The organism is Exiguobacterium alkaliphilum 12/1 (genome assembly GCF_000714435.1).
Classification (GTDB): Bacteria; Bacillota; Bacilli; order Exiguobacteriales; family Exiguobacteriaceae; genus Exiguobacterium; species Exiguobacterium alkaliphilum.
Genome location: NZ_JJMW01000041.1, coordinates 254,558 through 269,698, shown reverse-complemented (window position 1 = coordinate 269,698; position 15,141 = coordinate 254,558). Strand labels below are relative to the sequence as shown.

The 15,141-nt window shown below is 52.7% G+C and carries 15 protein-coding genes; 13 read left to right on the top strand and 2 right to left on the bottom strand.

What is annotated here, in order from left to right:
* The first annotated feature begins 56 nt into the window (after positions 1-56).
* The 13 genes from RT52_RS09855 (at position 57) to RT52_RS09800 (ending at position 14,313) form a co-directional block, all read left to right on the top strand.
* The gene (locus RT52_RS09855) at positions 57-2,045 is read left to right on the top strand and encodes a DHH family phosphoesterase (RefSeq protein WP_051690334.1); all 1,989 of its coding nucleotides are present in this window, start codon (positions 57-59) and stop codon (positions 2,043-2,045) included.
* Positions 2,042-2,485, top strand: a complete 444-nt coding sequence (gene rplI, locus RT52_RS09850; protein WP_034817034.1) for a 50S ribosomal protein L9 — start codon at positions 2,042-2,044, stop codon at positions 2,483-2,485. The genes RT52_RS09855 and rplI overlap by 4 nt, the downstream gene beginning before the upstream one ends.
* 17 nt (positions 2,486-2,502) lie before the next feature.
* The gene (gene dnaB / locus RT52_RS09845; protein WP_034806231.1) at positions 2,503-3,855 is read left to right on the top strand and encodes a replicative DNA helicase; all 1,353 of its coding nucleotides are present in this window, start codon (positions 2,503-2,505) and stop codon (positions 3,853-3,855) included.
* A 228-nt stretch (positions 3,856-4,083) separates the two neighbouring features.
* A complete protein-coding gene (locus RT52_RS09840; protein WP_034817032.1) occupies positions 4,084-5,373 on the top strand; it encodes an adenylosuccinate synthase in 1,290 nt (429 codons plus the stop codon).
* A 120-nt stretch (positions 5,374-5,493) separates the two neighbouring features.
* Positions 5,494-6,204, top strand: coding sequence for a response regulator YycF (gene yycF, locus RT52_RS09835; protein WP_034806238.1), 711 nt, complete (start codon positions 5,494-5,496; stop codon positions 6,202-6,204).
* 3 nt (positions 6,205-6,207) lie between these two features.
* Complete coding sequence (walK, locus tag RT52_RS09830) at positions 6,208-8,049, top strand: cell wall metabolism sensor histidine kinase WalK (protein WP_034806241.1); 1,842 nt, start codon at positions 6,208-6,210, stop codon at positions 8,047-8,049.
* Positions 8,049-9,434: a two-component system activity regulator YycH gene (gene yycH / locus RT52_RS09825; protein ID WP_034817028.1), complete on the top strand. Its 1,386-nt coding sequence runs from the start codon at positions 8,049-8,051 to the stop codon at positions 9,432-9,434. The genes walK and yycH overlap by 1 nt, the downstream gene beginning before the upstream one ends.
* Positions 9,421-10,245, top strand: a complete 825-nt coding sequence (locus tag RT52_RS09820; protein ID WP_034817026.1) for a two-component system regulatory protein YycI — start codon at positions 9,421-9,423, stop codon at positions 10,243-10,245. Before yycH ends, RT52_RS09820 begins: the two co-directional genes overlap by 14 nt.
* Before the next feature lie 17 nt (positions 10,246-10,262).
* Positions 10,263-11,054 carry an MBL fold metallo-hydrolase gene (locus RT52_RS09815; RefSeq protein ID WP_034817024.1) on the top strand — a complete coding sequence of 264 codons (792 nt, stop codon included), beginning with the start codon at positions 10,263-10,265 and terminating at the stop codon, positions 11,052-11,054.
* 51 nt (positions 11,055-11,105) lie between these two features.
* Positions 11,106-12,371, top strand: a complete 1,266-nt coding sequence (locus RT52_RS09810) for a S1C family serine protease (protein ID WP_034817022.1) — start codon at positions 11,106-11,108, stop codon at positions 12,369-12,371.
* 37 nt (positions 12,372-12,408) lie between these two features.
* Positions 12,409-12,570 carry a CxxH/CxxC protein gene (locus RT52_RS16205; RefSeq protein WP_081825821.1) on the top strand — a complete coding sequence of 54 codons (162 nt, stop codon included), beginning with the start codon at positions 12,409-12,411 and terminating at the stop codon, positions 12,568-12,570.
* 83 nt (positions 12,571-12,653) lie between these two features.
* A complete protein-coding gene (rlmH, locus tag RT52_RS09805) occupies positions 12,654-13,133 on the top strand; it encodes a 23S rRNA (pseudouridine(1915)-N(3))-methyltransferase RlmH (protein ID WP_034806255.1) in 480 nt (159 codons plus the stop codon).
* 226 nt (positions 13,134-13,359) lie between these two features.
* The gene (locus tag RT52_RS09800) at positions 13,360-14,313 is read left to right on the top strand and encodes a hypothetical protein (protein WP_034817020.1); all 954 of its coding nucleotides are present in this window, start codon (positions 13,360-13,362) and stop codon (positions 14,311-14,313) included.
* Between the two features lie 82 nt (positions 14,314-14,395).
* Here the strand turns inward: RT52_RS09800 and RT52_RS09795 are convergent, their stop codons facing one another.
* Together RT52_RS09795 and RT52_RS09790 are read right to left on the bottom strand one after the other, a co-directional pair.
* Positions 14,396-14,770: a VOC family protein gene (locus RT52_RS09795; protein ID WP_034817018.1), complete on the bottom strand. Its 375-nt coding sequence runs from the start codon at positions 14,768-14,770 to the stop codon at positions 14,396-14,398.
* 66 nt (positions 14,771-14,836) lie between these two features.
* The gene (locus RT52_RS09790) at positions 14,837-15,100 is read right to left on the bottom strand and encodes a hypothetical protein (protein ID WP_034817016.1); all 264 of its coding nucleotides are present in this window, start codon (positions 15,098-15,100) and stop codon (positions 14,837-14,839) included.
* Positions 15,101-15,141: the final 41 nt, after the last annotated feature.

The following is a 15,141-nucleotide window of genomic DNA, read 5'->3' as shown; positions in this document are numbered from 1 at the left end:
AAAGCAGAAACCATTTCGACATCATGGGTGTTTGACACTCATTTTAGGAGGCATACATGCACAGTGGTGAAGCAATAACATCCGTGAAGAACCATTCAAAGCACGCGTTCCCATACGCGTTCGGCGTCCTCGCTGCGCTTGGATTGGCGTTCTACAGCATCGTGGCAGCAGTCACCCTGTTCGTTTTCACGCTGATTTTCTTCATCTATCAGCAAGTGACGATTCGTCGGGAACGCCGAGCATGGGAACAATACGTTCACTCGTTGTCCCACCGGATTGAAGACGTCGGGAAAGAAGCGTTGACCGGGATGCCGATCGGGATTCTCGTCTTTGATGAGGCGCGTCGCATCAGCTGGTTCAACGAGCAGTCCCGTCTCATCTTCGAGCTTGAGATGGAACTCGGCATCCCGCTCGATGCGATTCATTCGGCGTTCACCGAGTTGATTGAAGAAGAAGAAGACGAAGCGACGATTGAAGTCGGGGACCGGGTCTATCGCGTGCTATACAATCAAGAGTATCAGACGTTGTACTTGTTCGATATGACGGATGAGGCCGAGATTGAACAGAAATACTCGGAGACACAGACCGTCATTGGCGTCTTGTATTTGGATAACTATGACGAGATGTCGACCGGCGTCGATGAGCAGATTCGCAGCGAAATCAATCGCCGTGTGACCGTGTTGCTCAATCAATGGGCGCAAAAATATCACATCTATATGCGCCGGACGGCGGCCGACCGCTTTTTCCTCGTCATGAACGAGCGGACGCTCTCTGAACTCGAGAACAATCGGTTCGCGATTTTAGATGAGGTCCGGGAAGCGACGAAAGAACATAAAATTCCGCTCACGCTCTCAATCGGGATTGGCTGCGGCGAGACGTCATTGACGGAACTCGGCAACTTGTCCCAGTCGAGCCTCGATTTAGCGCTCGGCCGCGGCGGCGACCAAGTCGTCGTCAAACGGCATAACGGGAAAGTGCGCTTCTTCGGCGGCAAGACGAACCCGACCGAGAAACGGACGCGCGTCCGGGCCCGTGTCATCTCGAACTCAATGCGAGACTTGATTAAAGAATCGAGCCGCGTGCTCATCATGGGCCATAAAAACCCGGATATGGACTCGCTGGGCGCCTCGATCGGAATCATGAAGCTCGCCGAGTTCGTCGGCCGTGAGGCGTATGTCGTCATCCCGGCCGGTGAGACGAGTGTCGGGATCCAGCGTCTCGTCCATGAGGTCGAGAACGATGAAGAGCTCTACAGCCGCTTCCTGACCGAGTTCGAGGCCCAACCGCTCATCGATGAGCAGACCTTACTCGTCATCGTCGATACGCACCGGCCTTCGCTCGTCATTTCACGCGAGATTCTTGACCGGGCCGAGCGCGTTGTCGTCATCGATCACCATCGCCGGGGCGAAGAGTTCATCGAAGACCCGGTGCTCGTCTATATGGAGCCGTACGCATCGTCGACGTGCGAGCTCGTGACGGAACTGATCGAGTATCAGGCCGGCACGCGCAAACTGTCGATTTTAGAGGCGACGTCCCTCCTCGCGGGCATCATGGTAGATACGAAAGGGTTCACGCTCCGGACGGGATCGCGGACGTTTGACGCCGCGTCGTTCCTGCGGATTCAAGGGGCGGATACGGTGCTCGTTCAACATTTCATGCGGCAAGATCTCGATTCGTATATCGAACAGTCGCACATCCTCGAGAGCACGGAGATTTACTCAGATGGGATGGCGATTGCCGTCGCGCCGGACGATGAACCGCACCATCAAGTGCTCATCGCCCAATCGGCCGACCAACTGCTCAATATGGAAGGCGTCAAAGCGTCGTTCGTCATCGCTGTCTTGCCGGACGGACGGACCGGCATCAGTGCCCGTTCGCTCGGAGACGTCAACGTCCAAGTCGTCATGGAGATGCTTGAAGGCGGCGGTCATTTGACGAATGCGGCGACGCAGCTTGACGTCAATCGCGACCAAGCGAAGAAACTGTTGAAAGAAGCGATTGATCATTATTTGACAGATGAAACCGAAGGAGAGGAAACGGAATGAAAGTCATTTTAAAAGTAGATGTTAAAGGGCAAGGGAAAGCGGGCGACGTGAAAGACGTCGCCGACGCATACGCGAAGAATGTCCTCTTCAAAAAGAACTTGGCCGTCGAAGCGACGCCGGGCAACTTGAAGGCGTTCGCGGCGAAAGAGCGCCGGGCCGAGCAAGCGGCTGAAGAAGAGTTGAAAGCAGCCCAAACACTCAAAGCCAAAATCGAGAAAGAGACGATCGTCGTCAAGACGAAGTCAGGTGAAGGTGGCCGCGTCTTCGGTTCGGTCACGAGCAAACAAATCGCCGAGGCGTTGAAAGGGATGGGCTACAAGCTCGACAAGCGTAAAATCGAGCTCGAGCACCCGATTAAAGCGCTCGGTTTCACAAAAGTGCCAGTGAAGTTGCATCAGGACGTCACGGCCACGTTGAACGTCCATGTCCAAGAAGCGTGAAGGTGAGGGAATGACGGATGAGTGATGCGATTCAAGTGAATACCCCGCCGCATAGCGTAGAGGCGGAGCAAGCCGTCCTCGGAGCCGTCATCCTTGACTCGGACCGTCTGATCACTGCCTCGGAACGGGTCGACCCGGACGATTTTTATCGGGTCAGCCATCAACGCATCTTTGAGGCGATGCTGAAAATCAATGACCGCGGTGAACTCGTCGATTTGGTCACACTCAGTTCCGAGCTTCAAGCGCAAGGTATTCTCGATGAGATCGGGGGCTTGAACTATTTGGCCGAAATCGCCGAAGCGGTTCCGGCCATCGGCAACATCGGCTACTACTTGAACGTCGTCGACCAAAAGGCGGCGCTCCGCCGGCTCATTCGTACGGCGACGAACATCGTCTCGGACGGGTATGAGCGCCAAGACGAAGTCGATGCGGTCTTATCCGACGCGGAGCGGAACATCTTAAAAGTGTCGCAACGAAAAGGACAGTCGAGTTTCCACCCGATCGGGTCGGTCTTATCGGACGCCTACTCGACGATTGAAAAGTTACACCAGTCGAGCGGCGAGATCACAGGGATTGCGACCGGGTTCACCGATTTGGATAAGATGACGGCCGGTTTCCAACGAAACGATTTGATTATCGTTGCGGCTCGTCCTTCGGTCGGGAAGACGGCGTTCGCGCTCAACATCTCGCAAAACGTCGCGGTCCGTACCGGCGAGAACGTCGCCATCTTCAGTTTGGAGATGGGCGCCGAGCAACTCGTCATGCGGATGCTCTGTGCGGAAGGCAATATCGATGCCCAGCGTCTCCGGACCGGACGGCTCGAGGCCGAGGACTGGGGACGGCTCTCGCTCGCGATGTCCTCGTTGTCTCAAGCAGGGATTTATATCGATGATACGCCGGGACTCCGGGTCAACGAGATTCGTGCGAAATGCCGCCGCTTGAAGCAAGAACATGGCCTTGGCATGATCATGATTGACTACTTGCAGCTCATCGTCGGGAACGGGAAACCGGGCGAGAACCGGCAACAAGAAGTCTCGGAGATCTCACGTACGCTCAAAGCGATCGCGCGTGAGCTTCAAGTTCCGGTCATCGCCTTGTCCCAGCTCTCGCGTGGTGTAGAGAGCCGGCAAGACAAGCGGCCGATGATGTCGGATATCCGGGAATCCGGAGCCATCGAGCAAGATGCCGATATCGTCGCCTTCTTGTATCGTGACGATTACTACGACAAAGAGAGTGAAGATGCGAACACGATCGAGATTATCATCGCCAAACAGCGTAACGGTCCGACCGGTACGGTCAAACTCTCGTTCCGAAAAGAATTCAACAAGTTCGTCAACATGGAGACGCAAGCCTTTGCGCCGCCGATGTAGCGACGAATCAAGCGACGTCGACGAGGCGTCGCTTTTTTTGTCCGACTTTATACCCAAACGTCTTCGGAAAATCAAGAATTCGAGAAGTGAGCGAAGAAAGTTAAGTCAATAACGAACGAAAGATTACAGTATAAAAATATCGTTCGGTATTAGGTTGACTTTCTGAAGTGTCAGGTGTACACTTACGGATGGTTTGAACAGAACGTTTATTTACAAGGAGGATTCATTATGTCATCAGTAGTCGTAGTGGGAACGCAGTGGGGCGATGAAGGAAAAGGGAAGATTACCGATTTCTTGTCGAAACAAGCCGACGTCGTCGCGCGTTATCAAGGGGGAGACAACGCTGGTCATACAATCGTCTTCAATGATACGAAATACAAACTTCATTTGATTCCATCGGGGATCTTTTACTCGGATAAGACGTGTGTCATCGGGAACGGGATGGTCGTCAACCCGAAATCGCTCGTCAAAGAGCTCGCCTACTTGCATGAGCGCGGTGTGAGCACGGACAACCTCCGTATCTCGAACCGGGCGCACGTCATCTTGCCGTATCACCAGCTTCAAGACAAGCTTGAAGAAGATGCGAAAGGCGACGCGAAAGTCGGGACGACGTTAAAAGGCATCGGTCCTTGTTACATGGACAAAGCGGCGCGCATCGGGATTCGCATCGCCGACCTGCTCGATAAAGAAGTGTTCGCCGAGAAGCTCAAGACCGTTCTTGAGATCAAGAACCGCATGTTCGTGAAGATGTACGAAGTCGACGCGGTTGCGTTCGATGACGTGTTCGAAGAGTATTATGCGTATGGCCAACAGTTCGCCAAGTACGTCTGTGATACGTCGGTCGTCTTGAACGACGCGCTCGACGAAGACGAGAAAGTGCTCTTCGAAGGCGCGCAAGGCGTCCTCCTCGACATCGATCACGGGACGTACCCGTTCGTCACCTCATCGAACGCGGCGTCTGGCGGCGTGTCGAGCGGTGCCGGAATCGGCCCGTCGAAGATTCATCACGTCGTCGGGGTGTGTAAAGCGTACACGTCGCGCGTCGGTGACGGCCCGTTCCCGACCGAGCTCGACGATGAGATCGGCCACATGATCCGGGAAGTCGGAAAAGAGTACGGCACGACGACGGGACGTCCGCGTCGTGTCGGTTGGTTCGACTCGGTCGTCGTTCGCCACTCACGTCGCGTCAGCGGAATCACAGACCTTTGTCTCAACTCGATTGACGTGTTGACGGGACTTGAGACGTTGAAGATTTGTACGGCGTACGAGTATGAAGGCAAGCTCCTCGATGAGTACCCGCCAAACTTCCGTGTCCTCGAGAAGTGTGTCCCGGTCTATGAAGAGCTCCCGGGCTGGACAGAAGACATCACAGGCGTCCGCGCGTTCGAGGACTTACCGGTGAACGCACAGAACTACGTCAAGCGCATCGAAGCGTTGACGGGCATCGAGTTGTTGACGTTCTCGGTCGGACCGGCACGTGAGCAGACGGTCATCTTGCGTGACATTTACGAAGCATAAGAAAGAGAGCCCGCGCGGCTCTCTTTTTCATTTCCACGGAAATGACCCATGCTTTCTAACCTATAGAAAAAGAGTTACAATATAGACATGTACGTTTAATGATAGAGGAGGACTCACTGAATGGATCGTACGATTTTAGTGGTAGATGACGAACAACCGATCGCTGATATATTGAAATTCAAACTTGAAAAAGAAGGGTACCAAGTCCACGTCGCATACGACGGGGAAGAGGCGCTCGTGAAAGTCGAGGAGGTCAAGCCAGACTTGATCTTACTCGACATCATGCTTCCGCTCAAAGACGGGATGGAAGTCTGCCGGGAAGTCCGGAAGAAATACGACATGCCAATCATCATGTTGACGGCGAAAGATTCAGAGATCGACAAAGTACTCGGTCTCGAACTTGGCGCCGACGACTACGTGACGAAACCGTTCAGCTCACGCGAGCTGTTGGCACGCGTCAAGGCGAACATGCGCCGTCATGCGACGGCACCGGCGCCGGAGACGAAAGGTGCCAATGAAAATGATATCGTCATCGGAGATTTGACGATTCACCCCGATTCGTACATGGTGACGAAGCGGGAAGAGAAGATTGAACTGACACATCGTGAGTTCGAGCTCATCCATTACCTCGCCCAAAACATCGGGCAAGTGATGACGCGTGAGCATTTGCTCCAGACCGTATGGGGTTACGATTACTTCGGTGACGTCCGGACGGTCGACGTGACGGTGCGACGTCTTCGTGAGAAAGTCGAAGACAACCCGTCGACGCCGACGTACATCATCACGCGTCGTGGGGTCGGCTACTATTTAAAAGCAGGAGAAGAAGACTAAACGATGAAACGGACGAACTTCTTTAAATCTATCCAGTGGAAGCTCGTCGTCATCTATGCGCTGCTCATCCTTGTTGCGATGCAAGTCATCGGGGTGTACTTTGTACGTTCCCTTGAACGGCAATACATCAACAACTTCTCGCAGTCGCTCGTCGATCGGGCCAACCTTCTGAGCTATAACGTCAGCCAAGGGGTGGCATCGAACGGCGGCGACTCGACCTCCGATCAGCAGTTGAACCAGGTACTGGATCAACTGCTGTCTGAATTTACGGAGAGCACGACGCTAGCTGACGACATTCGCGAAGTCCAAATCATCGACACGAACAGTGTCGTCCGGGCGACGTCGAACCCGAACAATCAAAGTCTCGTCGGGCAACGGACGGCGAGCACGTTTATCCAAAAATCGTTCGCGACGAGCGGCGCCCAAGAGACGGTCGTTTACGAGGACTCGAACGAACGGATGCGCGTCGTCGCCGTTCCGGTCAAATCGGAAGTCGACGGCACGACGACCGGCATGATTTACATCGAGGCATCGATGCAGTCCATCTATAACCAGATGGAGCAGGTGACCCGAATCCTTGCGACCGGGACGCTCATCGCCCTCATCATCACCTCGATTCTCGGCATCTTGCTGTCACGGACGATCACGCGGCCGATTGCGGATATGCGTCGTCAAGCCGTCGAGATGCGAAAAGGGAACTTCTCCCGAAAGGTTAAAGTGTACTCTGACGACGAGGTCGGACAGCTCGCTTACGCGTTCAACGAATTGACCGATGAATTGATGGAAGCGAACGCCACGACCGAGGCCGAACGCCGTCGTTTGACGAGCGTACTCGAGAACATGTCGGACGGGGTCGTCGCGACCGATCGTTCGCTCCGTGTCATTCTCATGAACGACCAGGCCCGCGACATGATCGGTGTCGACGAGGAAGAAGCGATGGGGGCGAACCTTCAGAGCTTGCTCGAGTTTGACGACGAGATCGTCATCCCGGAAGATGGGACGATGCCGCCGAAACTGATCGACCTCAGTACGGACGATGAGCTGTTCCTTGTGCGCGCCTACTTCTCGCCGATTCAAAAGCATAGCGGTCCCATCACCGGTCTCATCGTCGTCTTGCACGACGTGACCGAACAGGAGCAAGTCGAGCAGGACCGTCGTGAGTTCGTCGCGAACGTGAGCCATGAGCTTCGGACGCCATTGACGACGATGCGCAGCTATCTCGAAGTACTCGCCGAAGGCGCGTATAAAGACGATGAGCTCGCACCACGGTTCCTCGAGACGACGCAAAACGAGACGGAGCGAATGATTCGCCTCGTCAACGACTTGTTGCAGCTCTCGAAAATGGACAGTAAAGAGTATAAGATGCAAAAAGTGAAGTTCGACTTCATCCAGTTCTTCAACGACATCATCGACCGTCACGAGATGACGAAAGGGGAGACGATTGAGTTTCGTCGGAAGCTCATGAAGCGCCGTGTGTACGTGCACGCCGATCAAGACAAGATGACGCAAGTGATTGACAACATCATCACGAACGCGATCAAGTTCTCTCCAGAAGGCGGGACGATCACGTTCCGTACGATGCTTCGGGCGAAACGGCTCGTCGTCGGGATTAAAGACGAAGGCGTCGGCATCCCAAAATCGAACTTGAAGAAAATCTTTGAGCGGTTCTACCGTGTCGATAAGGCACGGGCCCGTAACATCGGGGGGACCGGGCTCGGTCTGTCGATCGCCAAAGAAGTTGTCTCGGCGCACGGTGGGGACATTTGGGCGGAAAGTGAGTTCGGCCGCGGGACGACGATTTACTTCACCATCCCGTTCGACACGATTGTGGAGGTGAATGACTGATGGAACGCAAACGTTTTTGGGGAAAGCCAGAACTAGTGAAATCGCTCGTCTTGCTCACCTTGATCGTCACGTCCATCGTCCAAACGATCATCCTGTGGGATTATCATCCGAAATACCAGTCGGTCCAGTCGGAGACGCAAGTCGCGACGGTCGACACGTCGCTCCAACGTCGGGCGAGTCAAGTGATTATCCCAGCGCAAACGGTCGTCCATGAGAATAACGCCGTCTTTGCGACGAAGAATACGCCGAAACAGATCGCCCGGGTCATCCGCGACACGTTCGAAGCGAACGAGTTCAAGCCGCTCGCCGCGAAAAACGTGCCGAGTTTGTACACGGATATTAACGAGGCGCTCGAACTCGTGTTGCCGGAACCGTATTACGCGGATACGCTCAGCTATATCGTGCCGGGCTCGTACAGCCTGTCCGGAAAAGTGCCGCAGCGCGCCCTTTTGTTCGTAGACAGTGACGTGTGGAAGATTCGGGCGATCATGAGCGACCAGTCGATTTGGGAAGGACGATTGGCCAAAGTCGGCAACGGCGACGTCAACAGCCTGTTCTTGAAAGACTCGAGCCGTTCAATGCAGCGCGTCACGTATACGGAGGACCGGGTGAACTATATCCCGGTCGTCGGACCAGAGATGAACGAACTGTTCGCGTATGACGTCTCACAAATTCAAATCGCGGCCCGCCTCGATTGGATGCGGGATACGTTCTTCCCGGGAGACCCGAACGTCCAAGAAGTCGACCCAGCGAGCTCGGTCGGGGCCCTCACGAACGGGATTAGCGTCGCTGAATACGACGCGAAACTGAACGCGAGCCGCTACCGGAATTTGTCGCGTAACAGCACCGAGCGTGAATCCGCTATCGGACTCGATACGATCGTCGAGTTCGTCAACTTCCACGGCGGTTGGGTCGACGAGACGTCTGAGGGCCAAGGGTTATCGCTCCGGTTCGATGCGATCACACCCGCGAATAAAGGGTTCGAGACGACCGTCTTCCGGTTTCACGTGAACGGCTATCCGGTGTTTAGTCAACGGGAAGCGTTCATCAATAACGACGCGGTCGACTTGTCGACGCTTCGCGTCGAGAACGACGGGGCGCAAGTCCGATCTGTCACACGGCACCACCTTGAAATCGATCGGATGATCTCGGTCGGAACGACGAAACTCGCGGACGGCCAAGACGTGATTGACATGCTCGTCAACACGGGACGGTTCGAGAACGTCACGGAGATTCGCCTCGGGTATGAGATTGAATACAATGAGGATACGAGCCGTTACGTCACGTTCTCGCCGAACTGGTTCGTCCGTGAGGCGGGTCGTTGGATTCCTTATGATAAACCGGGAGACTGGACAGAAAGGATGATGTACCGTGGATTGGAGTAAAGCGAAAACGATTCTCTTATTCGCCTTCCTCGCGCTGAACATCTACCTGTTGTTCCAGCTCTTGACCGAGACGTGGGCGACCGAGGTCGTCTCAAACGACAATACGTCGATTGCGCAAATCTTAAATCAACGTGACGTCGATGCGTCCAAACTGCCGAGGATGGGCCGAGATATCGGTTATTTGACCGGTTCGTCCGAGCAGATGTCGGCATCGATGATTACGAAAAACCGGGAAGCCCAGCTCGCGACGACGCTCGACAACATGCAGCTCGAAGTCGAGTTGAAGGAGCCCGTCCCGCTCGATGAGGCGGACTTACGGACGACAGCGGCGACGTTCGTCGCCGAGTACGTGCCGTTCGGTTCCGAGTATGCGTATTGGCGTTTCGATGAAGCGACGCGTCAAATCGCGTTCGTGCAGACGTATGAGAACAACAAGATTTTCTCAAACCCTGAAATCGAGGCCGATACAGAGAAATATATCGGTCCGTCGCTGTTATTGCTCCAATTGAACGAAGCATACGAAGTGACCGACTACAAACAACGTCATTTGACGAACTTGTCGTCGAAGTCGCAAGACGATCTCGTCTTGACGGCGAGCGAGGCCATCTCGCAACTCGCGGCCAGGAAGTATTTCCAGCCGAACCAAGAGATGCGGGCCATCAATACAGGCTTTTACAGCCTCCCGCTCGACAGCTCGGGCAGTTTGATTATCATGCCACCGCTCTGGTCGATTGCGATTGACGAGAACGTCTACTTCGTCAACGCGATTGACGGGACGGTCGAGCGAGTCGAGTTTTTAACGGAAGAATGAAAGAAAGGAGTGATGGCGTGACTTTACGCTATAGTGTACTTGCGAGCGGTTCGACCGGTAACGCGCTCTACATTGAGACGGAACGGGCGAAGCTGCTCGTCGATGCCGGATTGACCGGGAAGGCGATGCAAGAGCGCATCCATCAGATTGGCCGGTCGTTCGAAGGCATCGACGCACTGCTCGTCACCCATGAGCACTCCGACCATATAAAAGGGGTCGGAATTTTGGCCCGTAAGTTCAACTTGCCGATTTACGCGAACGCGAAGACGTGGGACGCGATGGAGGCGAATATCGGGAAGATCGACCCGTCCTTAAAGTTCCACTTTGAGGTCGGGGACATTAAACAGTTCGGGGATATCGAAATCGAGTCGTTCAACGTCAGCCATGACGCCGCCGACCCGATGTTCTACCAGTTCGCCCATGATGGCAGAAGGCTCGCCCACATCACCGACACCGGTTATGTGTCGGATCGGATGAAGGGGGTCATTCGCGGCGCGGACGACTTCATCTTCGAGTCGAACCATGACGTGTCGATGCTGCAGATGGGCCGTTATCCATGGAGCGTCAAACGGCGGATCCTCGGTGATTACGGCCACGTCTCGAACGAGGATGCGGCCATCGCCATGAGCGAGGTCATCGGAGAGCGGACGAAACGGATTTATTTGGCCCATTTGAGCAAAGACAACAACATGAAAGAACTCGCCCAGATGAGCGTCTCTCAGACGCTCGGCATGCGCGATGTCGACCTCGGTCGCATCAAATTGTGCGATACCGACCCAACCGTTCCGACTTCCCTCGTTTCTTTATAAGCGAAGTTGGGAAAAGACAGATAACACACTGTCTTAAAGGGGGGACGCGTCGTGAATGAAGAGAGACACCATGAGTATGAACCTCAAGACGTCGAACCTTTACCGCACGAAGCAGACACGATGAACAATCAATCGACTTACCCATCTCGCAGCGACTGGCGTCCGAAAAGTGAGGAACGCGTGCGCCACAAGCCGCGAACGAATATAAAACCGTTGTTACTCGGAGGGGTTGGCGGATTCTTAGGAGCGGCTTTGTTCTTTTTGGCGATGATGCTCTGGGATTCGCCGACCTCTCGTTTTGTGACGAACGAGTTGATTCGGACCGAACAGGCCGTCACGTTCACCGAGTCGGATATCACGACGGCCGTGACCGGGGCGAAGACGTCCGTCGTCAGCATCACGAACATCCAGCGTGCCTTTACATCGAACTCGCAGTGGGAGGCGGGCGCAGGCTCCGGCGTCATCTATAAAGTCGAGGACGACACGGCCTATATCGTCACGAACTTCCACGTCATCGAACAGGCCGATGAGATTAGCATCGCCTTCTCGGACGGACAAGTCGCCACGGCGACCGTCCTCGGCGAAGATCCGCTGAACGACTTGGCCGTCGCGGCCGTGGAGTTACCGGACAACATCGAGGCGACACCGATCGTCCTCGGCGATTCGACGACGCTTCAAGCCGGCGAGACGGTCATGGCGATCGGCAATCCGCTCGGTGTCTTTTCAAACTCGGTCACCCGTGGTATTGTCAGTGGTGTCGAACGCACCGTGCCGGTCGACACGAATAGTGACGGGCTCATGGATTACAACGCCGAGGTCATCCAGACCGATGCGGCAATCAACCCGGGCAACTCCGGCGGGGCGCTCATCAACATCCGAGGCGAACTCGTCGGCATCAACTCGATGAAGATCGCGGAAGCGAGCGTCGAAGGGGTCGGGTTCTCGATTCCCGTCAACGTGGCGCTCCCCGTCATCGATATGCTAGAACGGGACGGGCGCGTGACGCGGGCCCAGCTCGGCGTCACGATTCAAGAGGTCATCGCGGTCCCGGGCAACGTCCGGGAAGAGTATGGCATCAGTTTTGACAATGAGGACGGGGTCTTCGTCGAAGAGATCACACCCGGCAGTCCGGCCGAACAGGCGGGGCTTCAAGTCGGGGACGTCATCGTGAAGATTGGCGACCGGGAGATTAAACGGTACGTCGACTTACGGGACGCGCTCTACCGCGACGCGACGGTCGGGGATACGGTCACGATCGAATATACGCGGCGCGGTGAGCGGAACGAGACCGAGGCAACGCTAACAGAAGCGAGATAAAGAAGCGGCGACGCTTCTTTTTTAAGGAGGAAAACCTGTGGAAAAAAAAGTATGCAAGGAACATGTTGAAATCGCTTTAGACATCATCGTCGATGAGACGGGGGAATACCCGGTGCTCGAAGAGCTATCCACAAGTGGACAAGTGACGTGTGCGTTCTGTGACGCCGATGCAACATATGTTGTGTCAAGCAAAAAATGATTATCAACATGTGGATTTGTGGATAACTCTGTGGATAACCCTATGGATAACTCCGAAAAAACTGTGGAAAAAGGAAGAATTGGATGAATATTTCAATTATCACGGTCGGCAAACTAAAAGAGAAGTATTTGAAACTAGGAATTGCCGAGTATACGAAACGGCTGTCTGCCTATGCAAAAGTGCAGGAAATCGAGGTCGCAGACGAGAAAGCGCCTGAGCATTTAAGTGACGCGGATATGATACTAGTAAAACAAAAAGAAGGCGAGCGAATTTTGGCCAAAATCAGTCCGGATACGCACGTCATCGCACTCGCCATCAACGCCAAACAACGGACGAGTGAAGAGTTCGCCCGTGAGCTCGATCAACTCGCCACGTATGGGAAAAGTAAAATCGCCTTCGTGATCGGCGGCTCGCTCGGCTTATCCGAGGACGTCATGAAACGCGCGAACGATACGATCTCATTCTCGAAGATGACGTTCCCGCATCAAGTGATGAAACTCGTCTTGTGCGAGCAGATTTATCGCGCGTACCGAATCAATCGGAATGAACCGTACCATAAATAAAGTGAAATCAAATAAAAAGGTTGATGAGCCAGCGCTCATCAACCTTTTATTTTGTCCTGAAGACATTTTTAAATAGAGACTAAGACCATAATCCAATCTTTTTTATATCCAATTTAAAAAGGATTGTCGATAATCAGTTTCGAATTTACAATATAGATAAAAATCATCATAAAATGGTATTTTTTATAAAAAATCATATTTTTAAGCGCAGAGGAGCTTTCCAAAAATGGAATCGAAACGAGAACGAACGACAAGAAGAACATCATTTTTTCAAAGATATTTGATCCCAATCACAATCGCTTCGTCTGTAGTCGTATCTGGTACAGTCGGATACTTCGTTAGTCAATTTAATATGAATCGGGATACGAACGAGTCTATTTCTCAAGCGGAGATGCAATCGCGCGTCGACGATATGCAAGCAGAATCTGTCACAACCATTGAAAAAGAAGTACCGCAAATCATTAATGATTTAGAAGAATACGATCAAGATTTAACCCAACTCGTCCAACAAGTCGATTGGTTAAAAGAAAATATGGTCCCTGTCCGTAGCATTTTAGAACATATCAATTCAGCGACGCTTGTCATTTCAGGAGTTAACAGTGTGGTTAGTAGTCCGGTGTTAGGTAAAATGAGTTCTTATTTAAGTTCTGCCAACAGCACGTTAAATGAAGTGGATGACGTTTTATTTCGACTAGAACACTTATCGAGTATCAAACAAGAGATGGCTGAGACGCGTAAACGGGTGAGTCAATTATATGAGACCTACCAAACTGAGAATGATCCAGCATTGCTATTAGAAATGGAGCACGAATTGGATACGGAACTCGTTTATCAAATTGAGGACGTTCGAACCTCGACAATCGAAGCTAGGGAAGCTCTAGAATTATCTACAAATGTCATTGTAACGGCGAACTATACAAGTTCTTCCTATCAAAAGGTGAAAAGGACGGGTGGAAAAGCCATCGAGACACTGCAATTTTGGAAAGAAGAAAAGAATGAAAATAAAATTGATCAGGACAAGTACGATCGAATTGAAAAAGAGTTAGCAGATTCAAGAGAACGTCTAAAAGATCTTCCTGAAGAAATGGCCGAACGATCGAAGCGAACAATCTCTTCCATCAATGAAGTGAAAACTGAGCTTCAAGTCGTGAGGTTGGCTGAAGTAATTCAAACAGATTAAAAAATGGTAAAGGAACGATTGAGTAAGCCACTAGAAACTAGTTAAAAAAATATAAGAAAGGTCACCGAACAGCCGTAACCTATCATTTTGTATGAATCTCACTTATCAACGCATGCGTGTTACCCTCAGAATCCTTGAAAAAAGCCATCCACGTCTCGAGGTTCTCCATTTTCGCGACGAGGTGCGGCTCGTCGATAAACTGAACATCTTTCGCCAAAAGCTGTTCATACGCCTCGGTGAGATGGTTCACTTGGAGATATAGCACAGAGCTCGCTTTCGCAAAGTCTTCATTTTCGGGACGCGACAGAATGAGCCGCACACCGCTACATTCTAAAAAGGCGAGGTTGCCTGTTTGGAATAAGAGCGGAAGTTGAAGCGTGTCCCGATAGAAACGTACCGCGCGATCCAAGTCGTGCACCGGCACATAGATTTGTCTGATTTGTTGAATGAGATTCAAACGACATCCCTCCTAAATTGGGTTCTATCACGAGTGTAGTGAATTTATCCTGGATTCCCTTCCTGTTTAACGAGTTTGGCGAATCCGTTGAACCATGAATAGTCCGAGCGCCAAAATGACGGTTAGGACAATGAACGTGAATCCCAAATAGAAGGGTGAACCGGTCGTCCCGATGGCCGCCTCGTTTTGAAGCATAGTGACGTTATCCGCCTCGGCGATGATGTCGGGTTCATAATTGAGCGTGCGGATGAAGCCGATTCCGAAGGTGGCGACAACATAAATCAGATGGAGTGCTGTGGATAGAAGAAGAGCGAGTCTGATTGTTTTCAAAATGGTGCTCCTTTTTGGATATAATCATGTATAACGATAGT

Bases quoted from the DNA above. Each gene is read 5' to 3' on its own strand.
- yycF (WP_034806238.1), top strand. From the start codon at position 5,494: ATGGATCGTACGATTTTAGTGGTAGATGACGAACAACCGATCGCTGAT.
- RT52_RS09840 (WP_034817032.1), top strand. From the start codon at position 4,084: ATGTCATCAGTAGTCGTAGTGGGAACGCAGTGGGGCGATGAAGGAAAA.
- walK (WP_034806241.1), top strand. From the start codon at position 6,208: ATGAAACGGACGAACTTCTTTAAATCTATCCAGTGGAAGCTCGTCGTC.
- dnaB (WP_034806231.1), top strand. From the start codon at position 2,503: ATGAGTGATGCGATTCAAGTGAATACCCCGCCGCATAGCGTAGAGGCG.
- yycH (WP_034817028.1), top strand. From the start codon at position 8,049: ATGGAACGCAAACGTTTTTGGGGAAAGCCAGAACTAGTGAAATCGCTC.
- RT52_RS09800 (WP_034817020.1), top strand. From the start codon at position 13,360: ATGGAATCGAAACGAGAACGAACGACAAGAAGAACATCATTTTTTCAA.
- RT52_RS09855 (WP_051690334.1), top strand. From the start codon at position 57: ATGCACAGTGGTGAAGCAATAACATCCGTGAAGAACCATTCAAAGCAC.
- rlmH (WP_034806255.1), top strand. From the start codon at position 12,654: ATGAATATTTCAATTATCACGGTCGGCAAACTAAAAGAGAAGTATTTG.
- rplI (WP_034817034.1), top strand. From the start codon at position 2,042: ATGAAAGTCATTTTAAAAGTAGATGTTAAAGGGCAAGGGAAAGCGGGC.